Source organism: Parahoeflea olei (genome assembly GCF_001703635.1).
Taxonomy (GTDB): Bacteria; Pseudomonadota; Alphaproteobacteria; order Rhizobiales; family Rhizobiaceae; genus Hoeflea; species Hoeflea olei.
The window spans coordinates 15,855-40,128 of sequence record NZ_LQZT01000016.1 but is presented as its reverse complement, the minus strand read 5'-3'; the positions used below and the strand labels follow the sequence as shown (position 1 = coordinate 40,128).

General features: G+C 65.6%; 18 protein-coding genes and 1 pseudogene. 6 read left to right on the top strand and 13 right to left on the bottom strand.

The genetic code is table 11. The features are described from left to right. The 5 genes from AWJ14_RS12105 to AWJ14_RS12085 form a co-directional block, all read left to right on the top strand. Positions 1 to 2,085 (top strand): type I secretion system permease/ATPase (locus tag AWJ14_RS12105; protein ID WP_245304251.1); only part of this gene is annotated, 2,085 nt, incomplete at its 5' end. A 32-nt stretch (positions 2,086 to 2,117) separates the two neighbouring features. Further along, the gene (locus tag AWJ14_RS12100; RefSeq protein WP_139112627.1) at positions 2,118 to 3,377 is read left to right on the top strand and encodes an HlyD family type I secretion periplasmic adaptor subunit; all 1,260 of its coding nucleotides are present in this window, start codon (positions 2,118 to 2,120) and stop codon (positions 3,375 to 3,377) included. Between the two features lie 131 nt (positions 3,378 to 3,508). Next, positions 3,509 to 4,708 (top strand): type 1 periplasmic-binding domain-containing protein, encoded by a 1,200-nt coding sequence (locus tag AWJ14_RS12095; RefSeq protein ID WP_139112626.1) that lies wholly within the window; start codon positions 3,509 to 3,511, stop codon positions 4,706 to 4,708. 282 nt (positions 4,709 to 4,990) lie between these two features. Continuing rightward, positions 4,991 to 5,569 carry a TRAP transporter small permease subunit gene (locus AWJ14_RS12090; protein WP_066179213.1) on the top strand — a complete coding sequence of 193 codons (579 nt, stop codon included), beginning with the start codon at positions 4,991 to 4,993 and terminating at the stop codon, positions 5,567 to 5,569. Then, positions 5,569 to 6,960, top strand: a complete 1,392-nt coding sequence (locus AWJ14_RS12085; RefSeq protein WP_066179208.1) for a TRAP transporter large permease — start codon at positions 5,569 to 5,571, stop codon at positions 6,958 to 6,960. The genes AWJ14_RS12090 and AWJ14_RS12085 overlap by 1 nt, the downstream gene beginning before the upstream one ends. 178 nt (positions 6,961 to 7,138) lie before the next feature. On the opposite strand, the pseudogene AWJ14_RS12080 reads toward AWJ14_RS12085, so the two are convergent. From AWJ14_RS12080 to AWJ14_RS12020, 13 genes and pseudogenes are all read right to left on the bottom strand, one after another. Beyond that, positions 7,139 to 8,503, bottom strand: a pseudogene (locus AWJ14_RS12080) (IS1182 family transposase). A 103-nt stretch (positions 8,504 to 8,606) separates the two neighbouring features. Beyond that, on the bottom strand, positions 8,607 to 9,701 hold the full coding sequence (locus AWJ14_RS12075; protein ID WP_066179205.1) for a TRAP transporter substrate-binding protein: 1,095 nt from the start codon (positions 9,699 to 9,701) through the stop codon (positions 8,607 to 8,609). Between the two features lie 512 nt (positions 9,702 to 10,213). Beyond that, positions 10,214 to 11,728, bottom strand: coding sequence for a class I adenylate-forming enzyme family protein (locus AWJ14_RS12070; protein ID WP_066179202.1), 1,515 nt, complete (start codon positions 11,726 to 11,728; stop codon positions 10,214 to 10,216). 160 nt (positions 11,729 to 11,888) lie between these two features. After that, complete coding sequence (locus AWJ14_RS12065) at positions 11,889 to 13,436, bottom strand: hydantoinase B/oxoprolinase family protein (protein WP_066179200.1); 1,548 nt, start codon at positions 13,434 to 13,436, stop codon at positions 11,889 to 11,891. After that, positions 13,436 to 15,514 carry a hydantoinase/oxoprolinase family protein gene (locus AWJ14_RS12060; RefSeq protein ID WP_066179197.1) on the bottom strand — a complete coding sequence of 693 codons (2,079 nt, stop codon included), beginning with the start codon at positions 15,512 to 15,514 and terminating at the stop codon, positions 13,436 to 13,438. The genes AWJ14_RS12065 and AWJ14_RS12060 overlap by 1 nt, the downstream gene beginning before the upstream one ends. Continuing rightward, positions 15,511 to 16,290: an IclR family transcriptional regulator gene (locus AWJ14_RS12055; RefSeq protein WP_066179194.1), complete on the bottom strand. Its 780-nt coding sequence runs from the start codon at positions 16,288 to 16,290 to the stop codon at positions 15,511 to 15,513. Before AWJ14_RS12055 ends, AWJ14_RS12060 begins: the two co-directional genes overlap by 4 nt. Before the next feature lie 2 nt (positions 16,291 to 16,292). Next, positions 16,293 to 17,573 (bottom strand): TRAP transporter large permease, encoded by a 1,281-nt coding sequence (locus AWJ14_RS12050; protein ID WP_083220222.1) that lies wholly within the window; start codon positions 17,571 to 17,573, stop codon positions 16,293 to 16,295. After that, entirely contained in the window at positions 17,570 to 18,136 is a 567-nt protein-coding gene (locus tag AWJ14_RS12045) for a TRAP transporter small permease (protein WP_171904873.1), read from the bottom strand. Before AWJ14_RS12045 ends, AWJ14_RS12050 begins: the two co-directional genes overlap by 4 nt. Positions 18,137 to 18,252: 116 nt before the next feature. Continuing rightward, entirely contained in the window at positions 18,253 to 18,621 is a 369-nt protein-coding gene (locus AWJ14_RS12040) for a cupin domain-containing protein (protein WP_066179251.1), read from the bottom strand. A 5-nt stretch (positions 18,622 to 18,626) separates the two neighbouring features. Further along, entirely contained in the window at positions 18,627 to 18,935 is a 309-nt protein-coding gene (locus AWJ14_RS23020) for a type 2 periplasmic-binding domain-containing protein (protein WP_066179185.1), read from the bottom strand. Next, the gene (locus AWJ14_RS23015) at positions 18,932 to 19,609 is read right to left on the bottom strand and encodes a TRAP transporter substrate-binding protein (protein ID WP_066179183.1); all 678 of its coding nucleotides are present in this window, start codon (positions 19,607 to 19,609) and stop codon (positions 18,932 to 18,934) included. The genes AWJ14_RS23020 and AWJ14_RS23015 overlap by 4 nt, the downstream gene beginning before the upstream one ends. Positions 19,610 to 19,894: 285 nt before the next feature. Further along, positions 19,895 to 20,398: a DUF4405 domain-containing protein gene (locus AWJ14_RS12025; RefSeq protein ID WP_066179175.1), complete on the bottom strand. Its 504-nt coding sequence runs from the start codon at positions 20,396 to 20,398 to the stop codon at positions 19,895 to 19,897. Between the two features lie 169 nt (positions 20,399 to 20,567). Then, a complete protein-coding gene (locus AWJ14_RS12020) occupies positions 20,568 to 21,506 on the bottom strand; it encodes a dihydrodipicolinate synthase family protein (protein ID WP_066179171.1) in 939 nt (312 codons plus the stop codon). 212 nt (positions 21,507 to 21,718) lie between these two features. On the opposite strand from AWJ14_RS12020, the gene AWJ14_RS12015 reads away from it, so the two are divergent. Next, entirely contained in the window at positions 21,719 to 24,142 is a 2,424-nt protein-coding gene (locus AWJ14_RS12015; protein ID WP_066179168.1) for a glycoside hydrolase family 2 protein, read from the top strand. The last annotated feature ends 132 nt before the right edge of the window (positions 24,143 to 24,274 follow it).

Sequence of the window (24,274 nt, the reverse complement as noted above, 5' to 3'; positions counted from 1 at the left end):
GTTCACTTCGAGCGCAGCGGATCGCCCACGGTGCTGTTTTCCGGAATTCCGGACGACCAGCTCGAGGCGGCGGATATCGACACCGTGCGCGAGGTCGCCAACCGGATCGGCCTCGATGTCGCGACCATCCGGCTCGCCGACCTGTTCGGCGGCAATGCCGATCTGCCGGCGCTGGTCAGGACCCGCGAGGGCGGCTTCATCCCGGTGCTTGCCGCCAATGACGACGGATCCTTCACCTGCATTGAGGGAAAGACCCCGCCCGCCCGCCGCAGCCTCGATCTGCGGGCGCGGGAAAGCGACTTCGCGCCCGACGTCATGGATTTCAGGAAGGTCTACCTGAACAACCGCGAAGAGGCCGGCGCCCTTCATGCAGGCACGATCGAAAAGCAGCACTGGCTGGCTGCGGCGGCGCGACCGTTCTGGCGCTCCTTCCTGCGCGTGGCCTTCGCCGCGCTTTTCATCAACATTCTTGCGCTGGCCTCGCCGCTGTTCGTCATGAATGTCTATGACCGGGTTCTGCCGAACGAGGCGATCTCGACCCTGTGGGTGCTCGCCGCCGGGATCAGCATCGCCTTCCTGTTCGATTTTCTGCTGAAATTCGCCCGAGCCTCGCTGATCGACTACACCGGGCGCAAGATCGACCTGAAGATCGCCTATCTGCTGTTCCAGAAGGTGATGAACACCTCGCTGTCGGCACGCGCGATGTCGACGGGCGAGTATGTGAGCCGGGTCTCGCAATACGAGTTCGTGCGCGAGTTCTTCACCTCCAACACCATCGCCACGCTGATCGACACCTGTTTCGTCTTCATCTTCATCGCCGTCGTCTATTCGATCGGCGGCCCGCTGGCCTTTGTGCCGGCCTTGGCCGTGCTGGCCGTGATCGTCATCGGCCTTGCCGCGCAGTCGCTGATCAGCCGCCGGGTCGCGGCGGCGGCCAACGAGGCCGCGCTGCGGCAATCGATGCTGGTGGAAACCATCTACACGACGGAAACCGTCAAGGGGCTGCGGGCCGAGGGGCTGCTGCTCAAGCGCTGGCGCGACCTGACCATCAACAGCTCGGCCACCAGCGAGAGGATCAAGAGCGTTTCGGCCCTGGCCGTCAACGCCACGCAGTTCGTCCAGCAGATGGTGACCGTCGGCATCATCCTGACCGGCGCCTATCTGTTCCGCGAAGGCGAAGTCACCACCGGCGCCATCATCGCCTCGGTGATCCTGTCGGGCCGCGCGATCAGCCCGCTGGGGCAGCTGGCGATGACGCTCGCGCGCTTCCGCCAGGCCCTGATGTCGCTGCGCATTCTCGACCGGATCATGGAGCAGCCGGAGGACACGCCGGTGACGTCGGGCTTCGTCAACCGCGTCATCACCCGGGGCGACATCGCCTTCGAAAACGTGCATTTCCGCTACCCGCAGGCCGACCAGGACGCGCTCGACGGCCTGTCCTTTTCGATCCGGGCCGGCGAAAAGGTCGGCATCATCGGCAAGATCGGCTCGGGCAAGACCACCATCGGCCGGCTGATGTCGCGGCTTTACCAGCCGCATGAGGGGCGCGTGCTGATCGACGGCATCGACATGCAGCAGTTCCACCCCTCCGAGGTCCGCTCGGCGGTGGCGGTGGCGGGGCAGACCAGCGACCTGTTCTCGGGCTCGGTGAAGGACAACCTGCTGATGGGCAATCCGGGCGCATCGGACGAGGATCTGATCGCCGTCGCCCGCAAGGTCGGCATCGAAAGCTTCATCGCACGGCATCCGCGCGGCTTCGACATGCAGGTCGGCGAGAACGGCAGCAATCTGTCCGCAGGCCAGAAGCAGTCGGTCGCCATCGCCCGGCTGCTGCTGGGCACGCCGAAGATCATTTTCCTCGACGAGCCGTCGGGGGCGATGGACCTGGCGAGCGAGCGCCACCTGATCGGCTGCCTGCGGCAGGCGATCAGCCCGGAGGTGACCCTGGTTCTCTCCACCCATCGCTACAGCATGCTCGAGCTGATCGACCGCCTGATCGTTGTCGAAAACGGCAAGGTGCTGGCCGACGGTCCCAAGGAGCAGGTGATCGCCGCGCTGCAGCGCAAAGCCAACGGGGTTCAGTGATGGCCGGCGTCAATCAGGACAGCCCTCCCGTGATGTCGCGCTACATCGTGTGGATCTGCCTCCTCGCGGTGGTCGCGTTCCTGGTCTGGGCCGCACTTGCCCATGTCGACGAGATCGCCCGCGGCGACGGCAAGGTGATCCCGCTGTCGAAGACGCAGGTCGTGCAGTCGAGCGAACCGGGGGTGGTGCAGGACATCGCCGTCACCATCGGCCAGGTGGTCAAGAAGGGCGACCTGCTGGTCCGGCTCGACAGTTCGGGCAATCTCGCCTCGCTCGGGGAATCGGAAGCCCGCTACGATGCCTTGCAGGCCCGCATCGCCCGGTTGCAGTTGGAAATCACCGGCCTGTTCGAGACGGATTTCGTCTGTCCGGAACAGACCCGGCGCGTCTCGGCCAGCATCTGCGACAACGAGGCCAACCTGCTGGCGGCCCGGCGCGAGAACTATCGCAACAAGCTGCAGGTGCTCGAGGCCCGGCGGCAGCAGCGGCTCGACGAGATCGGCGAAGCCCGCTCCAATATCGAGCAGACCGGGCTGGTGATCGACACCATGCTCAACGAGCGCGACAAGATCGCCCCGCTGGTCAAACGCAAGCTCCACCCCGAGATCGACCTTCTGCGGCTCGACCGCGAGATCGCCCAGCAGAAGGGGCAGCGCGAGAATGTCAGCCAGAGCCTCAAGCGGCTCGAAAGCGCGCTGCACGAGGCCGAGCTGCAGGTCCAGGAACTCGATTCCCAGTTCAAGCAGGAAGCCCGCCGGGAACTGGGCGACACGCTGGCCGATGCGAGCGTGCTGCAGGCGACGATCACCGGCGCGCAGGACCGCGTCCGCCGCACCGACATCGTCTCGCCGGTGGACGGCATCGTCAACACGCTGGAGGTCAACACCATCGGCGCCTTCCTGCAGCCCGGCGCAATCGTCGCGGGCGTCGTGCCGGTGACCGAGAAGCTGCTGGTGGAGGCGCGGATCTCGCCGCGCGACGTGGCCTTCGTCCAGCCCGGGCAGAAGGCGCTGGTCAAGCTGACGGCCTACGACTTTTCCATCTATGGCGGCCTCGAAGGCACCGTTTCCAACATCTCGGCCGACAGCATCGTCAATCCGGAGACCGGCGAAACCTATTACCAGGTGCTGGTCCAGACCGGAAATTCGCAACTGGGCAAGGGCGAAGAGAAACACGCCATCCGGCCCGGCATGATCGCCTCGGTGGAGATCCTGACGGGGGAAAAGACCGTTCTCGACTATCTCATCAAGCCATTGAGCAAGGCACGCTATGAAGCACTTACCGAGAGATAGGACTTGTCCGGGAAAGGCCGGCGGCGATGCGTGAGCAGGAAACCCCCATGCCGGCTGTCGGCGCGCGCGCCTGCGGCGGAAGACGCCGCGGTTATCTCCTCGGAGCCCTGCTCCGCATGACGTCGAGGGCCGTGGATCAACCTCACCCGGGGCGTGGCGCGCCGGGCACGGCGCGGCGGGTCGATCTGACATCCGCCCTGCGCCGGATTTGCCTCGGAGCCGCGCTCGGGCTGGCAGGCTGCCAGGCGGGAGGGCTCGGCGACGGACTCGAAAGCGCCAAATCCGCCCCCGCGGCCCTTGCCAGTTCCAGCTATGGCAGCGGCCCGGTCCGGATCACGCTGCTGCTGCCCACGGACAGCGCGATGCGGACCAGGGCGGCCGACATCGCCGATGGCGCGAAGCTGGCGCTGGATGATCTGGGCGCAGGCCAGCTCGGTCTCGACATCGAGGCCTTCGCCTCGGATTCGGGCCAGGCGGCGGCCAAGGTCCAGGCCGCCGGTGCCGCGGGCAGCAAGCTGATCGTCGGCCCCGCCAGCAATGGCGACGTCCGCCAGATCGTCGCGGGAACCGGCAGCGCCGCGCGTCCGCCGATCCTGTCGCTGGTTGCCGACAGCCCCGCCGGCGGTCCCGGCGTCTGGCCGCTCTATGGCGATGCGGTTGACAGCGCCATCGAGGGCGCGGGCGCGGCGGTGGCGGCGAAACAGAAGAACATCGCCGTGGTCCATGAAACCTCGTTTTCCGCCGACGACCTGAAGCGCCTGCAGGACGGCATCCGCCTGAAAGGCGGCACCACCGTCGGGCTCGTGCCCTATCCGGCGGGCGGCGCCAACCTGAAGGCCGCCTTTGCGCGGGCCAAGCCGCTGTTCGCCAAGGCCAATGCGGTGGTGCTGCTCGGCGGCGGCGAGACGATCGGCCAGGTGATCGACATTCTGGCGACCGGCGATTTCGGCGAGACCATCGCCACGGCGGTCGCCACCTCTCTGCTTCCCGAAGCCATGTACAAGCGACCGACGGCGCAGGGGCTGATCGTGGCGACGCCCTCGACAACGGATCTGCGCGTAATCGCGACCCGCTTCCAGGCCAAGTATGGCCGGGCCCCGAGCTATGACGCGGCGATCGGCTACGATGCGATCGCCATCGCGGCGGGGCTGGTGCGCGCGTCCGGACCGGAGGCGATCACGGCCAGGAACCTCACATCGGCGCAAGGCTTCCGCGCCGCGACCGGGCTGTTCCGGTTTCGCGCGGATGGCCGGATCGAAAGGCGCATGATCGTCCACCGCATCGTCGACGGGGGCCTGAAGGTGATCCAGGAGGAAGGCGAAGGCTTCTGACAGGCCACGCGCCCCCTCCACCCGCGACAACCCGACAACCGGTCCCGTCCGGCAGCGGCAGACCCGGCCGAGCCCTCCCCTCGCTGCCGGTCGCGACCCCGATCCGGGCAGGTGCTGGCACGCCCCGCCGACGCCGGTGCGGCCATGTTGCGCCGGCGCAATGGCGCCGCGCCAGATGCGGTCGGTTTTGTCGCACGAACGGAAGCGAACCTTGACTTTTGCGTTCCGCGCTTTGATTGAAGGCCACATAAAGAACGAAACAAACAATGGGAGGGGGAAATTTTGCGCTTTCTTGCCTGGGTCGCCTCACTGATATGCGCAGTCAACCTTCTGATCGGCCGCAGTTTCTCGTGGCTTGCGCTCGCCATCGTCGTCGTCTGCTTCACCGTCGTGGTGCAACGCTACCTGTTTTCTGTCAGCCATCTTTGGATGCAGGATCTCTATGTCTGGCTCAACGGCGCCATGTTCATGGCGGTGGCGGGCTTCGCGCTCTTACGTGACGATCATGTCCGCGTCGACATCTTCTACCGTCCCGCGGGCATCCGCACCCGGGCCATCGCCGACCTGATCGGCGTGGTGCTTTTCCTGCTGCCCTTCACCTGGGTGGTCTACACCTATTCGCTGCCCTTCGTGATCCGGTCCTGGGGCTACCGGGAAGCCTCGGCCAATGTCGGCGGCATGCCTGGCCTCTATATCCTCAAGAGCTTCATCCTGGCCTTCGCGGCGCTGATTGCGCTGCAGGGCATCGCGATGGCGATCCGCTCGGTGCTGGTGCTGTCGGGCAATTCCGAGCTGGTGCCCGAATCGATCCGCTACCGGACCGACCAGACCCCGGCCGACCACACCGTGGGAGGCCTGTGATGGATCCCGTGCTGATCGGCGAACTCCTCGCCGCCCTGATGTTCTTCGGCGTGATCGGCTTCCTGCTGATCGGCTTCCCCGTCGCCTTCTCGCTTGCGGGCGTGTCGCTGCTGTTCGGCTCGGTGGGCCTGGCGCTCGGCGTGTTCGATCCCTCGAATTTCGGCTCGCTCCCCAACCGCTATATCGGCTTCATGACCAACGAGGTGCTGGTGGCGGTGCCGCTGTTCATCTTCATGGGGGTGATGCTCGAACGCAGCCAGATCGCCGAGCAACTGCTAATGACCATGGGCAAGCTGTTCGGCAACCTGCGCGGGGGCCTGGGCTTCTCGGTGATCCTGGTGGGCGCGATGCTCGCCGCCTCCACCGGCGTCGTCGGCGCCACCGTGGTCACCATGGGGCTGATCTCGCTACCCGCCATGCTGCGCGCCGGCTACAACCCGAAGCTCGCCACCGGCGTGATCTGCGCCAGCGGAACGCTCGGACAGATCATTCCGCCCTCGACGGTGCTGATCTTCATGGGCGACATGCTGTCGGGCATCAACAGCCAGGTGCAGATGGCCAAGGGCAATTTCGCCCCGGTTCCGGTGTCTGTGGGCGACCTGTTCGCGGGCGCGCTGCTGCCGGGCCTGTTGCTGGTGTCGCTCTATCTTCTGTGGGTGCTGTTCAAGGCGGTCACGGATCCGGCCTCGTGCCCGGCCACGCCGGTGCCGGCCGACGAACGCGGCGACCTCGCAAAGGAAGTGCTGGTCGCGCTGGTGCCGCCGCTGGTCCTGATCCTTGCCGTGCTCGGCTCGATCCTGGGCGGCATCGCCACCCCCACCGAAGCCGCGTCCGTGGGCGCGGTCGGCGCCATGCTGCTCGCAGCCCTGCGCTGGCGACTGTCCTTCACCATCCTCAGGGAAACCGTGATTTCCACCGCCACGATCACCAGCATGGTGTTCGTCATCCTGCTCGGCGCCTCGGTGTTCTCGGTGGTGTTCCGGATGATGGGCGGGGACAATCTGGTGCACGAGTTCCTGAGCAACCTGCCCGGCGGGCCGCTTGCCGCGGTCGCGGTGGTGATGGTGATCATGTTCTTCCTGGGCTTCATCCTCGACACGTTCGAGATCATCTTCATCGTGATCCCGATCACGGCACCTGTGCTGCTCGCGCTCGATGTCGACCCGATCTGGCTCGGCGTGCTGGTGGGCGTGAACCTGCAGACCTCGTTCCTGACGCCGCCGTTCGGCTTCGCGCTGTTCTACCTGCGCGGCGTCGCCCCGGAAGGGCTCGCCACCAGCGCCATCTACAAAGGCATCCTGCCCTTCGTGGTGCTGCAGATCGTGGCGATCGCGATCCTGTTCCTGTTCCCGGAAATCGTCACCTGGCTGCCCCGGCTGATCGCGGGGTAAAGCCCCGGATCACGGTTGACGGCAAGGACGAAAAAGGCCCGGTGCAGCGCACCGGGCCCAGACTGCTGACAAACCCGCCGATTTTTCTCGGCGGGTTTTCGCGTTTTTAAGCTGCTCGTTGAGGAGGTGTTTCCTCGGGCGTGATGACGTGAGCGCAAGAGGATTGAGATCCTCATCCCTAGGCTGGTGCCGGGGCTCTGGTCATTGCAGTGGCGATCTTCTTGATGTTTTGGGCGCATGCGGCCATGAGGCATTGCCATTGGACCTTGATGAGGCCTCAGAAGCGGGCGTAGCGATGGCCGTGTAGTTGCTTGGCGTCGGCGAAGGAGCGCTCGACAGTCTCCTTTCGCCGCTTGTAGATCGCCTTGCCTCTGGCTGTCTTGCGGTTGGCGTCGTTGCGGTCACGGGCTTCCTGCCAGACATGCCGGGTGATGGTCCGCTCAGCCTTGGCGTTGGTGGTGCAGGAGGCGAGAAGCGGGCAGTTTCTGCAGATCTTTGGGTCGGAGCGGTAATGCTTGTAGCCGTTGCGGTCGGTGGTTGCGTAGGTGAGGAATTGACCCTGAGGGCAGCGATAGCCGTCGGCTTCGGGCTCATAGACGAACTTGGACTTGCGCATCATCCCTTCCTTGGGCGGGGTGGGATTGCGATAGCCTGTCACGCCCATGACACCGCGATCCTCCAGCCCCTTGGCGATGCCGGATGTCGCATAGCCCGCGTCCAGTCCGACCGCCCCGACATTGAAGTCGAAGCGCGCCCGCTGCCGGTCCAGCCGGTCCAGATAGACGATCGAGTCATGCACATTGGCTGGCGTCACATGCGTGTCGGTGATGATGGCGAAGCGACCGTCGACGGTGCGATGATCGAGGTAGAAGAAGCCCTTGGGCTTGCCGTCGCGCACCATATAGCCGCTGTCGGGATCGCTGCGCGACACCTTGGTTTCCTTCACCTCCGGCTCGCGCTCCTTCTCCTTGAGCGGCTTCTGGCCATGCGCCGCCCGCTCGGCCTCGATCGACCGGTCGAGTTCGTCCCAGTAGTCGGCGCGCGACTTCCGCAGCATCTGGAGGTCGTACTTGCCCTTGTTGGCGTTGGCCTTCAGATGCGTCGAGTCCGTGTAGAGAACGGTCCCATCGACCAGGCCATGACGGATCGCTTGCTCCACGATCGCATCGAAGATGTCCTGGGCCACCGAGGCATCCTTGAAGCGACGGCGGCGGTTCTGGGAGAGCGTGGAGGCGTCGAAGACCGGATCGGTCAGCTTTAAGCGCAAAAACCAGCGATAGGCGACATTCACCGCGATCTCGCGCACCAACTGACGCTCTGAGCGCACGCCGAACAGGTAGCCTATGAAGAGCGCCTTGAACATCAGCGTCGGATCAAGCGCCGGACGGCCGTTGTCGGCGCAGTACAGTTCGGCGACACGATCATGGATGAAGGAGAAGTCGATCACCGCGTCGATCTTGCGAAGCAGATGATCCTTCGGGACAAGCCCGTCGAGCGTCACAATCTCGAGAGCCGTTTGTTCGGGAGCGGGTTTCTTCAACATGTCCCAGTGAATCACAACCCCCCGGATGTGGCCAGGGGTTTGTCAGCAGTCTGGGCCCGGTGCAGCGCACCGGGCCTTCTGTTTGTGCCAGAGGCAGGATCGATCAGTACTTGAGGTACTTCTGACGGGCCTGGATGTAGGGCGTGTCGATCTGCTCGGTGCGGGTCCGCACCAGGCTGAGCGCTTCGATGAAGCTCTCGGTGGTCTTCTTGACCAGCGGGTCGGAGCTGTTGCGCAGTTCCTCGACCAGTTCGACCGACGCCTTGGCGCCCGCTTCCATGATGTCGTCGGGGAAGTTGCGCACGATCACGCCATGATCTTCGACCAGCGTCTTGAGCGCGCGGGGATCGTTGGCGATGAAGTCCGACGAGACCTGGTCGTATTCGGCCTGGCTGATGTCGCGGATGATCGCCTGCAGGTCCGAGGGCAGTTCCTGGTACTTCTTCTTGTCGACCACGAGTTCGGTTGCCAGGCCCGATTCCACGAAGGACGGCATGTAGTAGTTCTTGGCCACCTGGTAGAAGCCGAGCGCCAGGTCGTTGTAGGGACCGACGAACTCGGCGGCATCGAGCGTCCCCGACTGCAGCGCCTGGAAGATCTCGCCGGCGGCCATGTTGGTGACGGTTGCGCCGAGCTTCTCCCAGACCTGGCCACCCATGCCCGGGGTGCGGAAGCGCACGCCCTTGATGTCTTCGACGCTGTTGAGTTCGTTGCGGAACCAGCCGCCGGTCTGCGTGCCGGTGTTGCCCGAAAGAAAGCCCTGGACGCCGAACTGGTCGTAGATTTCGTCCCAGATCTCCTGGCCGCCCATGTAGCGCACCCAGGCGGTCAGTTCAGGCGTGGTCATGCCGTAGGGCACGCCGGTGAAGAACGACAGCGCCGGCGACTTGTTCTGCCAGTAATAGGCGGCGCCGTGGCTCATCTCGGCGGTTCCGTCGATGACGGCGTCGAGCGACTGAAGCGGCGGAACCAGTTCGCCCGCGGAATAGACCTGAACGGTCAGGCGGCCGCCGGAAGCGGCGGTGATGCGATCGGCAAGCCGCTGTGCGCCGACGCCGAGGCCGGGGAAATTCTTGGGCCAGGTGGTGACCATGCGCCAGGTGATATTGCCCTGCGCGATGGCCGGCGCGGCAAGGCCGGTGGCCACGGCCCCGGCGCCGACGATCCCGGCATTACGAATAAATGAACGACGATCCATGATGTTTCCTCCATTGTCTCAAAGACTTTTTCAAAGCGTGTCTGACTAGCCGAAACACAGCCTTGGCGTTGAGACATACTCTGCCGGCCCGGGCTCTGTCCATGGTGGAACGCCAGATCCCGGCGATGAGCTTATCCTTTTGTTTTCAGGGAGATGCACTGTAAAGCACGGATCTTCTGAAATTGCAGTGCGGACACTCAGTAATTCGCCGCGACGGGGAAGTGTCTTTCGAGTAAAAATCCCGGCAGCCGCGTCCGCGGTCGCCACCCGCCGCGGAGGCGCAAATAACCGTTTCGGTCCGAAAAGGATCCACACTTTCCACAACCCTGAATACATATCTCCCGGCGGACATGCACTTTACTGCGCCCCGCGCATTTGCCCGGATCTTGCGCGGCAGCGCCGGACACACTTGCAAAAACCAGGCTCCCGCGCCGCCCCATCCCGGCCGGCCCCGCACGGGGCAAAGTGCCGCGCGGGTTCCGCAGCACGCGGGATGGTGCGAGACGCTGCGGTCACGAAGCCGCGAAGCGGGCGCGCAACTCGGTCTTGAGCACCTTGCCGTAATTGTTCTTGGGAAGCTCGGCTTCGAAATGATAGGCCTTCGGGCGCTTGAAGCCCGCGATCTGCGTACGGCAATGGGCGTCGAGCTCGGCGGCGGTCGGCGGCGTCGGACCGGCGGTGACGACGATTGCCACCACCTCCTCGCCCCATTCCGGGTTCGGGCGGCCGATGACGGAGACTTCGGCCACGCCGGGATGGGTCAGAAGCGCTTCCTCGACCTCGCGCGGATAGATATTGGTGCCACCCGAAATGATCACGTCCTTGGAGCGGTCGCGCAGCGTGAGATAACCGTCCGCGTCGAGCGACCCCATGTCGCCGGTCCAGAGCCAGCCGTCGCGCAGGGTCTCGGCTGTCGCTTGGCGATTGTTCCAGTAGCCCTTCATCACCGGCGCGCCGGCCGCGATGATCTCGCCCACCTCGCCGGGCGCCCGGTCGGTTCCGTCCGGCGCGACCACGCGGATGGCGACGCAGGACTGGGCGCGGCCGACCGAGGCGAGCCGCTCGCGCCAGCGCGGATGGGTCCGGTCCATGATGTCGGCGCGCGAAAGCGCCGTCAGCGTCATCGGCGATTCCCCCTGGCCGTAGATCTGCACGAAGCGCGCGCCAAACTGCGCGGTGGCCGCTTCGATGTCGGCGAGATACATCGGCCCGCCGCCATAGACGATGGTACGCAGGCCCTCACCCGCATAACCGCTTTCTCGGGCGGTGGCGAGCAGCCGGGTGATCATGGTGGGGGCCGCAAACAGCGTGACATTGCAAAGCTTCGGCGCGAGCGCCGAGAGTTCGGCCGCATCGAAGCCGCCGGACGCCGGCACCACATGGCGGCTGCCGCGCAGCACATGCATGAAATTATAGAGCCCCGCGCCATGCGACAAGGGCGCCGCATAGACCGCCGCATCCTCGGGCAGCACATCGTCGACATCGACGAAATAGGCATAGGTCATGGCGTGCAGGTTGGCATTGCTCAACATCACGCCCTTGGGCTTGCCGGTGGTACCGGAGGTGTAGAACAGCCAGGCGAGATCGTCGGCCAGGCGGGGCTCGGGGGCGGCCAGCGGCGCATCATCTGCGCCGAAGGCGGGTTCGGCGTCGAGATCGTGCAGCGCGCATCCGTCCGGCAGCACTTCGGCCATCTCGCCCGCGCCGCGCACGAAGGCCACACGGCTTTGCGAATTGGCGATGATGAAGGCCGCCTCGCGCATATGCAGCTTGGCATTGATCGGAACCGCGACGGCGCCGCAGAACCAGATCCCGTAAAGCAGTTCGAGATAGTCGGTGCCGTTCTTCATGAAGATCGCAACCCGGTCGCCGGGCTCGACCCCATGGCGCGTCCGCAAAGCCGCGCCGATGCGGGCGGCGCGCTCGGCGAATTCGCCATAGGTCGCGACCATTGTCTCGCCGGAAAACAGCGCGGGCCGTTGCGGGTCGCGCCGCGCCGTGCGCACCAGCCATTCCGCCAGGTTCATCGCGCCGCTCTCCCGTTCGCGTTAATCGTCATGGTCTCGCCTCCCTTGCCCGGGGCCTGCGGGTGCGGACCGCCCGACCCGCACCGCCGATTGCATCAGATTTCAGGGGTACGCGGCAAGCCGAAACAACCGGCCTGCCGCGCGTGCCCTGCCCCTCGGCTCAGGCCGCGCCGTAGCCGCCTCCGCCGGGGGTGATCATGAACACCTCGTCGTCGGGGTTCATCTCGCGCTTGCGCGTGTCGGTCACGTCCTCGCCATTGATGCGGAACACGCCCTTGGCGCCGTCGCCGCCGCCGAAGATGCCTTCGGGCCCACGGGTCAGGCGGCTCGGGATGGTGTTGAGCAACCAGCGCGAATTGGTGCGCATGCGATAGCCGATGCGCTGACCGTCGCCGCCGGGCTGGCGGCCCTCGCCGCCGGTGCCCCGCTCGAGCTCCTTGCAGGTGAACGCGATCGGATAGGAGGCTTCGAGCACCTCGACCGGGACGGCGGAGACGCCGGTCGGATAGCAGATCGCCGACAGGCCCGGCTTCTGGGCGCGCGCGCCCATGCCGCCGGAATAGTTGAACATGGAGCTGGTGAACGGCTTGCCGCTCGCGTCCTTGCCCTGGATCTGGATGGTCCAGACCGCGCCCGATCCTTCCGCGATCACCGCATCGGGCATGATCTGCGCCAGCGCTTTCAGGATCGGGAACGGCACATACATGCCGACCACATGGCGGGCATTGACCGGCGAGGGATAGCGCGCATTGACCACGCACTCGTCGGGCAGCTTGAGCTTGATCGGCGCGAGCGAGCCGGCATTGTTGGGCAGGTCCGGGTTGAGCGTCGAGCGGATCGCAAAGGTGGCGTAGGCATGGGTATAGGCCGGGACCACATTGATGCCCATCGCGCTCGGGCCGGAGGAGCCCTCGAAATCGATGGTGATCTCGCCCTTTTCCGGGTCCACCGTCACGGCGGTCGTGAGCTCGATCACCTCGCCCCCGGGCACGTCGAAAGTGGAGGCGCCGTGCCAGGTGCCGGCGGGCAGTTTGGCGATCGCGTCGCGGGTGGCTTTTTCCGAGCGCGAGATGATTTCCTCAGACAGGGTCGAGATGTCGTCGAGACCGTAGCGGTCGCAGAGCGCGTTCAGGCGCTCGGCAGCGATCATGCCGCTCGAGACCTGCGCGCCGAGATCGCCCATCAGCGCGTCCGGGGTGCGCACATTGCGCTTGATGATCGAGAACAGCGTCTCGTTTGGCTTGCCTTCCTCGTAAAGCTTCATCACCGGGATCCAGAGGCCTTCCTCATGGATGTCCCGTGCCCCCGAACCGATGCCGTAGCCGCCGATGTCGGAATGGTGGATGGTGGAGCCGGCATAGGCGATGATGCGGCCGTCGCGGAAGATCGGCGAAATCACGGTAATATCGAAGAAGTGTCCCGCCGACATCCACGGGTCGTTGGTGATCAGCACGTCGCCGGGCTTCAACTGGTCCATGTCGGTGTGCGCGAGCAGGTTGCGCGCCGCCGCCGCCAGCGAGTTGATGTGCCCTGGCGTGCCGGTCACGGCCTGGGCCACCATCCGCGCGTTCTCGTCGAACAAGCCGTTGGCGAGGTCGCCCGCCTCGCGCACGATCGGGCTGAAGGCGATGCGCTGCAGCGCCCTCGCCTGCTCGCTGACGATGCCGATCAAATTGCTCCACAGGATCTGAAGTTCAACGCCGTCCATCACAGGACTCCCTTTGTCTTTTCGGCAACGATGCTGCCACTGTCATGCAGGGTCGCAACCCAGTTTTTCAGGACGAAGATGGTGGTTTCCCGCTCTTCGATGATGGCGGGACCGACAATCCGGTCCCCGGCCGCAATCAGCGCGCGCTGGTAGACATTCACGCTTTCCGGCTTGCCGTGGATGAAGACGGCGCGGCTTTCGCCCGTCCGGTCGGCGCCGGTTGTCGCCTGGCGCGCACCCGGCCTGTCGGCCTGGGCGCCGCTTGCGGTGACCAGCCAGTTGACGATCTCGATGCCCATGCCCGAGAGCTTGAGCCCGTACTGGTGGTGGTATTCGGCTTCGAACAGTGCCTCGAAGCGCACGCTGTCGCGGGCGGAGATCACCTCGGCGGGCAGGTTGATGCGCACCTCGGATTGCTGGCCCGCATAGCGCATCTCGACCGCATAGGCGAAACGCGCCTGGGCATCGGGAATGCCCGCCTCGCGCAGCGCGTCGCCGCCTTCGGCGGTCATGCTGGCGAGCACGGCATCGACCGCGTCCCAGTCGAGCGCGCCGAGCGGTGCGACGAGGCTGCGGACCAGATCGATCTGCGCCGGCGTGACCAGCGTGCCGAAGGCCGAGAGCACCGAGGCGAGCGGCGGATAGATCACCTTGGTGCTTTCGGTGAGTTCGGCCACCATGCAGGCATGCACCGGGCCGGCGCCGCCGAAGGCAAGCAGCGGCAGGCCACGATAATCGATACCGCGTTCGGTGGCGTGCGTGCGGGTGGCGGCCGCCATCTGCTCGCACACCACCTCGAACACGCCCCAGGCCGCCTGCGACCGCGGCAGCGAGAGCTTGGCGCCGAGTTCGTCAAGCGCCTTTTCGGCAGCGGCGGTATCGAGCTGCATGTCGCCGCCGAGGAAGCGCTTGGGATCGAGAATGCCGAGCACCACGTCGGCGTCGGTCACGCAGGCGTTTTCCCCGCCGCGGCCGTAGCAGGCCGGTCCGGGCATCGAGCCCGCGCTTTCCGGCCCGATCTTGAGGAGACCCAGATCATCGACCGAGGCGATTGAGCCGCCGCCGGCGCCGATTTCGATCATGTCGATCGAGGGCACGGTGATCGGCATGCCGCTGCCGGGCTTGAAGCGGTAGCGCCGGTCGACCTCGAAGGTGCCAGTGACCAGCGGCTCGTGGTTCTGCACCATACAGGCTTTCGCCGTGGTGCCGCCCATGTCGAAGGAGATCAGGTCCGGAATGCCGAAGATGCGCGAGAAATAGCAGGCCACCAGCGCACCGGCGGCTGGTCCGGATTCGATCATGCGCACGGGAATGGTGCTCGCCCGCTCGGCGCCGATGACGCCGCCGTTCGACAGCATGATCAGCGGCTGCTGGGCAAAGCCGCGGGTCTTGAGTTCGGCAATCAGCGCCGAGAGGTAGGGGCGCGTGATCGGCACGGTATAGGCGTTGATGGCAACCGTCGAGGCGCGCAGGTATTCGCGCATCTGCGGGGCGATCACGCTTGAGAGCGACACATAGATGTCGGGCGCTTCCTCGGCGAAGATCTTGCGGACCTCTTCCTCGTTCGCACCATTGCGATAGGAATTCAGGAAGCAGACGGCGACCGAGACGATGCCCATCTCGCGGCACTTGGCGATGATATCGAGGATCTCGGCGCGGTCGACCGCGGTGCCCACAGAGGCGTCGGCGAAGACGCGTTCGTTGACCGTGAAAGTGCGCTCCATCGGGATCAGCGGCTCGGCGAACTCGATCTGCGGATCGTACATGTCGTAGCGGTGTTCCTCGCGGATATAGAGGATGTCGCGGAAGCCTTCGGTCAGGAGCAGCGCCACCGGCGGCCCCTTGCGCTCGATCAGCGCGTTGGTGACGACCGTGGTCGCATGCACGATGACATCGTCGACATCGCCGGGCGCGATGCCGGCCTTGCCGAGCACCAGATCGACGCCGCGGAAGAAGCCTTCGAGCAGGTTGTTGTGCGTGGTCAACGTCTTGTCGACATAGCTGCTGCCGTCGGAGGCAAGCAGCACCGCATCGGTGAAGGTTCCGCCAATATCGATGGCGAGCGAATAACGTGTCATGTCGGGTACTCCGTGCATCCCAGGTCTGTGGAAATGGCGCGCGCGGCCTTGGTGACGGCGGCGCAAAGCTGGTCGGCCGGTTCGGCGGCGATGTCGGACAGCGAACCGGCGAGCGTGATGGTGGCGACGAATTTGTTCTCGAGGTCGAAGATCGGGGCCGAGATGGCGTTGAGCCCGCTCAGCGTCTCTTCGGGCGCAACCGCCCAGCCGGTCTTCCTGGCGCGGGCGATCTCGGTTTCGAGCCGGGCGGCCTCGAAGGGCTTGCCGTTCGCCATCGGTGCATGATCGGCGGAAAGGACGCCTGGCAGCACCTCGGGATTGCCGAAGGCGAGTGCCACCTTGCCCTGCGCGGAGGCATGGAAGGACAGAAGCGCACCCGGCTTGGTGACGATCTGCACCGGGGATTCCACGCGCACGATGTCGACCACGCGCATGCCGCTGTCCTCGGGGATCGAGAGCGTGCAGGTGAGCCCCACCTTGTCGCGCAGCTGCACCATCACCGGTCGGGCAGTGCTGGTAAGCTGGGTTCCGTCGGCGATCGCCTGGCCGACATGGAAGAGCTTGAGGGTCAGCCGGTAGCGCTCGGTCACCGGGTCCTGGCGGACATAGCCGATATTGCAGAGCGTCTGCAGGTAGCGGTAGACCTTGGCGCGCGGCATGCCGAGGCGCTTGGCGAGATCCGTGACCCGCACGGGCTCGGGCATCGGCGCCATTTCCTCGATGATCTGGAAGGCGGCGATGGCCGAGTGGTTGTTGACTTTGGAGGTATCCTTCATGGTCACTGTCCCGGAAACAGGCTTGGCAGCGTGAGCGTGAGCGCGGGCACGAAAGCCACCAGCGCGAGGATGAGAAGGGCGATGCCGATCATCGGCAGGATCGCGACCGCCACCTTCTCGAGCGGCGTCTTGCCGATGGCGGAGACGATGAACAGGCACAGTCCCACCGGCGGGGTGATCATGCCGATCATCAGGTTGAGCACGACCATGACGCCGAACTGGACGGAATCGATGCCGAGCAGCGGAAACAGCTCGTTGAGGATCGGCATCACCAGCACCAGCGCCGCCAGCGGCTCGAGGAACAGGCCGAGGATCAGCAGCACCAGGTTGAGCAGGAGCAGCAGCACCCAGGGCTCGGAACTGATGGCGAGCATCTGCGCGGCGATCTCGCGCGGGATGTTCTCTATGCCGAGGATGAAGGAGGTCATGCTGGCCATGGCGACGATCAGCATCACGCCCGCCGTCATGGTGGCTGCCTCGTAGAAGGAGGCCGCGATCTTGCGACCATCGAGCGTGCGGTAGAGCAACAGGCCCACGGCGAGCGCATAGACCACCGCCACGGCGGCGGCTTCGGTCGGCGTGAACACGCCCGAGCGGATGCCGCCGACGATGATCACCGGCAGCAACAGCGCCGGCAGCGCCTTGACCGCAAGCGACTTGCGCTCGTCGGCCGGGATCACCGGCGGTAGCGGATGGTCCTCGCGCCGCGCCTTGACCAGCACATAGACGAGCAGGCCGCCGCAGAGCGCAAAGGCGGGGACGATGCCCGCCAGGAACAGATCGGCGATCGAGGTGCCGGTCAGCACGCCATAGAGGATGAGTGCGAGCGACGGCGGCACCAGCGGGCCGAGGATCGAGCCCGCGGCGGTGACGGCGGCGGCATATTCCGGCTTGTAGCCGTCGCGCTGCATGGCCGGGATCATGACGCTGCCGATGGCGGAGGCTTCGGCGGTGGCTGCCCCGCTCACGCCCGAAAACATCATGCTCGCCACCACGTTGACGGCGGCAAGCCCGCCGCGGACGCGGCCCACCAGCATCTGCGCGAAACGGACGATCTGGCGCGTGAGGTCGGCGGAGTTCATCAGGTTGCCGGCGAGGATGAAGAACGGGATCGTCAGCAGCACGAAATTGTCGATGCCGGCGATCATCTTCTGCGGAAAGCCGATCATCAGGTGCAGCTGGCCGTTGACGATCAGATAGGTGATCGAGGACAGGCCGAGGCTGAAGGCCACCGGGATGCCAATCATCATGAAGCCGAGGAAAGACAGAAGATAGAGCGTCACAGGCCGAGCCCTCCCTCATGCGCATCGAGATCCTGGAGCGAACGCCCGTCGATGAGGGCGCGGACGCAAGCCACGATGTCAACGACGATGCGAAACCCGAGCAGGGTCATGCCGAGCGGCAGCGCAAAATAGACCCAGAAGACATGCGGGGCCTCAGGCGCATCGGCGCCGAACAGGTCTTCGAGAATGAAGCTGAAAGCGGGGATCGGCTGCGAACCGGCGAGCTTGGCGTAGAGATAGCCGTACCAGGCGAGCGCGGCGCAGAGCGCCACCGAGAGCGCCCCACCGAGGATCGCAAGCAACAGCGCCGGCACCCTGGGAAGAGAATTGGCAAGGATCGAGAGTGCGGCGATCTCGCCGCGCTCATAGGCGAAGATCATGGCGAGAAACGCCGACCAGATGAGCAGGTAACGGCACAGTTCCTCCGACCACAGAAGCGAGGAATTGAACCCGTAGCGCATGACCACCTGCGCGGTCATCACGCTCAGGAGCGTCGCCATCAAGGCCACCAGCAGTGCCTTGAGGCTGGCCCGGAAGGCCCGATGAAAAGCGGTTAGAGGCACGACATCAACTCCGGTTTGCCGGCTGGCGCACCCGAATTCAGGCGCGCGTTTCCTCATGACCCGGCGCTCCTGCGCCGGGCCGGCCCTGCCGTGAGGCAGGAGGCGAATTCACCGTTTCATTCGAAATCGGGTTCCTGGTACTCGGTCAGGTGCAGGTAATCTTCCCTGACCGGCGCGAACACATCGAGGTTGAGCGCAACCTCACCGCCCACGGCTTCGCCGCAATGGACGACATCGGGCGGAATGCGGACCACCTCGCCCGCGCCGACTTCGACCACGTCGTCGCCGATCTCGAAGCGGACGCGGCCGGACACCACGTAGGCGAGCTGCTCGAAGGGGTGGGAATGGGGCTTCTTCTCCATTCCCGGCTCGAGCCAGTTCATCACCATCAGCGCGTTGTCGCCGCGGAAGGCGGTTCGCGAGACACCCTCGCGAACCTGTTCCCGGGGAAGCCTGTCCCAGCCGTAGACCTTGGTTGACGCCATGGCGGTCACTGGCCCTTCGCGAAGGCTTCGTCGAACTTGGCGATCAACGGATCCTTGCCCTTCCACGTCTCGACCACCGGGGCGGTCAAGGCCTTGAGCGCGTCGAGGTCGCTCAGTTCGTTGACGGTCACGCCGTTTTCCTTGAGGAAGGCGACCGTTTCGGCATCCTGCGAGGCGGCAAGCGCATAGGCTTCCGTCGTGGCTTCCTTGCCGGCGGCTTCGACGGCGGCCTTGTCGGCGTCGCTCAGCTTCTCCCAGGCAGCGCCCGAGAGCATGATCACGCCGGGCCAGAAGTAATGGCCGGTCAGCGTCACCTGCTTGGCGGCGTTATAGAGGCTTTCCGACTTGATCGAGAGACGTTGATCTCGACGGCGTCGATGGTGCCGGTTTCGAGCGCGGAATAGACTTCGCCATAGGCCATGCCGATCGGGTTGACGCCGATCGATTCCCAGATCGCCTTGTGCAGCGGGATCGGCACGATGCGGGTCTTGAGGCCCTTGAAGTCCTCAAGGCTGGTGACCGGCTTTTCCCGCGACAGGAAGTGGCGCAGGCCGGCATCGACGAAGCCGACGCCCTTGATGTTCTTGGCGTCGAGCGTGGCGAGCAGTTCGTCGCCGAGCTCGGATGTGAGCACCGTGGACAGCTGCTCGTAGCTCGACACGGTGAAGGGCTGCTGCAGCGCGTCGAAGGAGGCTGCGCCCAGAACCAGCGGCAGCGTCGCCGACGAGACCAGCGCGCCGTCGATCAGGCCGATCTGGATGCCTTCGAGCAGCTGCTTGTCGTCGCCGAGCTGGCGGTCGCCATAGACTTCGACCTTGACGTTGCCGTTGGTCTTTTCGGCGACCTTCTCGGCAAAGATCTCAAGCCCCGTATGAAAAATATGGGTCGATGCGGCGGCGTGGCCCATTTTCAGGGTGACCTCCTGCGCGCCGGCGAGCGAGGGCAGCACCAACAGGGCAAGACCCGCCACCACGGACAATTTCTTCATCTCTTCCTCCCAAGTTTTGTTTCACTCTTTGAAACAATGGAATGCAGAGTGAAACAGATTCGAAAGGGTGTCAAGCGATGTCCATGCTGCGGCCGCGAAGGCGGCGCAGAGGCAGGCGGTTTTGCGGTGTGGGAACGGGAGGAATTCGCAAGGCTGCGGGAGCGGAAGCGGCGGTTCCGCCACAAGGCCGAAGCCGGAAAACCCGGCTTTGAGCCGGGCTTGCGCGCCGCCGGCAGGACACCGGCGGCGCGCAGGTCAAAGGGGCCGATCAAGGCCCCCGCTGTCTCAGCGTTTGGAGGCGGCGATGGCGCCGATCACCTCGAAGGGCGGCTTGCCCGAGGCGTCGCCGATCGCTTTGACGGTGGCACCGGGGCCGGAAACCGTCAGGCCCTTCTCGCGCAGCGCGCTGGCGAGGCTCTCGCCGTCATGGCCGAACAGCGGCGCGACATCGGCGAGCGCACCGGCCTCGAAGGCCTGGAACACCATGCGCTGCGGCGAGCCGCCGCCGCCCTGCCCGGTCATAGCCGGCACGGCGAAGCCGAGGCCCGCGACCAGCGAGACGGCCATGGCGAGCAGCATCGGCGTGCGCTTGAAATAATTCGCAAAAGGGCGCCAGTTCTTCCAGACATGAAGAACGAACGGCACGATCAGCACCATCGACAGCCATTCATGCATGCCGTGGAAGGCAGCGGAGCCGAGATGGAAGAAAAGCGCCACACCGGACACGAGCGAGACAAGAAAAAGTCCGGTGATGAAAGGGGTGGCGTAGCGGTTGAACAGGGTCGGCATGGTCAGGTCTTTCCGTCTTCTGTCTGATCCTCCCGACCTTCTGCTTGAACCCTTTCCGGACCCCTTTCAAATTAATGTTTTGTAATATGTCCCGCATGTCGGACGCGGCCGCGGGCTCCTTGGCGAAGGGCCGCCAAAACCCGCTGCCGTCCGCGCCGGACCCCTTGCCTCAGGCCGATGCACTCCAGTCGGCGTACCAGGTCTTGAACAGCCGGAACTGGCTCTCGGCATAGGCCTTCTGGGACGGCGAAAGCGCGTCGGTTTCGTAGAAATGCAGCGTGTATTCGCTGTCGCCGTTCAAGACCATCAGATGCTTGTAATAGAGCACGAGGTCCGCGCCCTCGTCGAAGGAGGACAGCACGCCGAGCGCCGCATCGAGTTCCTTCGCCCGCGCCCGCGCCTTGGCATCGCCGGCTGCGGCTTTCCGACACAGCGAAACCAGATGCAGCACTTCCTTCGGCAGCGCGTTGCCGATGCCGGTGATCGCACCGGTGGCGCCGCAATTGACGTAGCCGTGGTACACATTGGTGTCGACGCCCACCATCAGGAGCACGTCCTCGTCGGCCGAGGTGATGTGTTCCGCCGCGTAACGCAGATCCGCCGCCCCGCCGAATTCCTTGAAGCCGACCAGGTTGGGGTGCTCGGCGCGAAGCGCGAAGAACAGGTCGGCGCGGGTGGCAAAACCGTAATAGGGGCTGTTGTAGATGACCGCCGGCAAATCCGGCGCCACCGACAGGATCGCTTTGAAATGGGCGGTCTGGGCCGCGACCGACGTGCCGCGTGACAGCACCCGCGGGATCACCATCAGCCCTTGCGCGCCGGTTTCGGCGGCATGGGCGGCATGGGCCACCGCCGAGGCGCTGTTGATCGCGCCGGTGCCGACCACGGTCGGAACGCCCGCCTCGACCAGCCGGGCCACGCCTTCCATCCGCTGCGCATCGCTCAGCAGCGGCCAGTCGCCCATCGAGCCGCAATAGACGACGCCCGACATGCCGGCGTCCACAAGCTCCCGCCCGTTGCGCACCAGCGCATCGAAATCCGGCGTCCGGTCCGGCCGGCACGGCGTCATGAGGGCGGGAATGCAGCCCCGGAAAATGCTGTCGTCCATAATGCGTGTCCTTCGCTGTGAGTGAACGGGCATGTGCGATCTGAATGCGGCGGCGGCGTCCGCCTCTCCCGAGACCTACAACCGCACGGGGGCAAAGACAATTGCTTCCGCCTCACCGATTGCCGTCGCGAACCGGCCCCCGTGGGTTTCTCATCGCACGCAAACATGGCATTGACAGCACACGACCGCCCTTGCCGAAAGGATCAAGCGCCATGCCCCACGCTTCCGACACCACCACCGGCCGGCTCGACCTGTCGCAGGACTGGACGGTGACCGATGGCCAACACACCGTGGCGCTGCCGGTGCCCGGCGACGTGCATTCGGCGCTTCTCGACGCCGGCCTGATCGCCGATCCCTATTGGCGCGACACCGAGCTTTCGCTCGACTGGGTGCATGAAAGCCAATGGACCGCGCGCCGGCGCTTCGGTTTCGACGGCGAGCCCGGGCACTGGACGCTCAGCTTCGAGAGCGTCGACTGCGTGGCCGAGATCCGGCTCAACGGCGCGCTTCTGGGCCGGGTCGACAACCAGTTCCTGCGCCAGGATTTCGAAGTCGGCGAAACGCTGGTTGCAGACGAAAACCTGATCGAGGTGCGGTTCCTGTCAAACTCCGCCGAAGCCGCTGCGCGTGCGTCGCGCTCGGCTTTCCCGGTCCCCTATTCGACCGACAACAACCGGCTGCCGCACTACAATTTCCTGCGCAAGACCCATTGCGATGCGGGCTGGGACTGGAACATCGCGCTCTCGCCGCTCGGGCTCGGCGGGCCGGTGACGCTGCGCCGATCGGAACGCGCCCGGCTCGATGACGTGATGGTCAGGCAGCAGCATTCCGGCGGCAGCGTGACGCTCGAGATCGATCTCCACTACACGGCGTTCGAGGCGGGCGTGATCGAGGCGCAGGCGCTCTGCGACGGCGTGACGGCGGCGGCCACCGTCGAGGTCTGGCCCGGCGCGGGCAGTGCGCGCCTGACGCTGAAGATCGACGACCCGAAGCTCTGGTGGCCGGCCGGGCACGGGCCGCAGCCCCTCTACGACCTGACCGTCAAGCTCGGCCAGGACACCCGCACCCACCGCATCGGCTTCCGGCAGATCGAACTGGTGACGGAACCCGATGCGGACGGCCACAGCTTCCTGTTCCGGGTCAACGGCCGCGACATCTTCATGCGCGGCGCCAACTGGATACCGGCCGATGCGCTGCCTGCGCGCGCGACGCCGGAGGCGGTGCGCGACCGTTTGCTCTCGGCTCTCGAGGCCAACATGACCATGATCCGCGTCTGGGGCGGCGGGCGCTACGAGCCAGACTGGTTCTACGAGATCTGCTCGGAACTCGGGCTTCTGGTGTGGCAGGATTTCATGTTTTCCTGCAGCCTCTACCCGGCGCACGATCCCGCCTGGCTCGACAGCGTGCGGCGCGAGGCACACCAGCAGATCCGGCGGCTGTCGGGTCATCCCTGCCTTGCACTCTGGTGCGGCGACAACGAGGTGATCGGCGGCCTCACCTGGTATCCCGAGAGCCGCGCCAACCGCGACCGCTATCTCGCCATCTATGCGCGATTGAACGCGGCGCTCGAGGAAGCGATCGGAGAAGAGCGGCCCGACGTCGCCTTCTGGCCCTCCTCGCCCTCCGTCGGGCGGCTCGATTTCGGCGACGGCTGGCACAATGACGCTTCCGGCGACATGCATTTCTGGGACGTGTGGCATTCGGCCAAGGATTTCGAGCATTACCGCACGGTGCGTCCGCGCTTCTGCTCTGAATTCGGGTTCCAGTCGTTCCCCTCGAACCGGATCATCGCGGGCTTCACCGCGCCCGAAGACCGCAACGTCTCCTCGGCGGTGATGGACCTGCATCAGCGCAATCGCGGCGGCAACAGCCGCATCGTCGAAACGCTGGCGCGCTATTTCCGCTTTCCCGAGCGCTTCGAGGACATGACCTGGCTCAGCCAGGTGAGCCAGGCGCTGGCGATGAAGACGGCGGTCGAGTTCTGGCGCTCGTGCAAGCCGCGCTGCATGGGCGCGCTTTACTGGCAGCTCAACGACACCTGGCCGGTCGCAAGCTGGGCCTCGCTCGAATATGGCGGCGGCTGGAAGCTCGTGCATTACATGGCGCGCCGCTTCAACGCCCCGGTGCTGGTGACCGCGCAGCCGGACGCAGACAGCGGCGAGATCGTGCTGTGGGCGATCAACGACACCGATCGCGCGGTGGCGCTTGAGGTCAACGCCCGGCGCGTGTCGGCCGGCAGCGCAGTGACCGAGTGCGGCGCGTGGTCCTGTTCCTGCCCGACGGATCGGGCCGTCGAACTCGCGCGCCTTCCCGCCTCGGCCCTGGCGGAAGACGAATTCCTGCATTTCTCCTGGCAGGACTCGGGCGGCGCACATGCCGGCGAAAACGACTATCTGCCCCGCCCGCCCAAGACCTATCGCCTGGCCGAGCCGACCATCGAGCGGCGCGAAACCGGAGACGGCGTCACGCTTGTGAGCGACCTGCCCGCGCTCTACGTCACCCACGACCATGGCGGCACCGATGTCTGGTCGGACAACGCGGTCACGCTGTTGCCGGGCGTGCCGAAAACGCTGCGCCGCACCCGCGACCGGGGCAGCGTCACGGGCGATCCGGCGCTGCGCTTCCTGCGCGGCTGAGGCCGATCCGGCGCTGGTGGCGTTGCCAGAAGCGGCGCTTGCGCGGGGTGGGTCAAGGCGGATTGTGGCCCGCGCTCCGGCAACAACCGCCGAGGCTGCATAAGCGATTGCGACTGCGCGCCACGGTGGCTT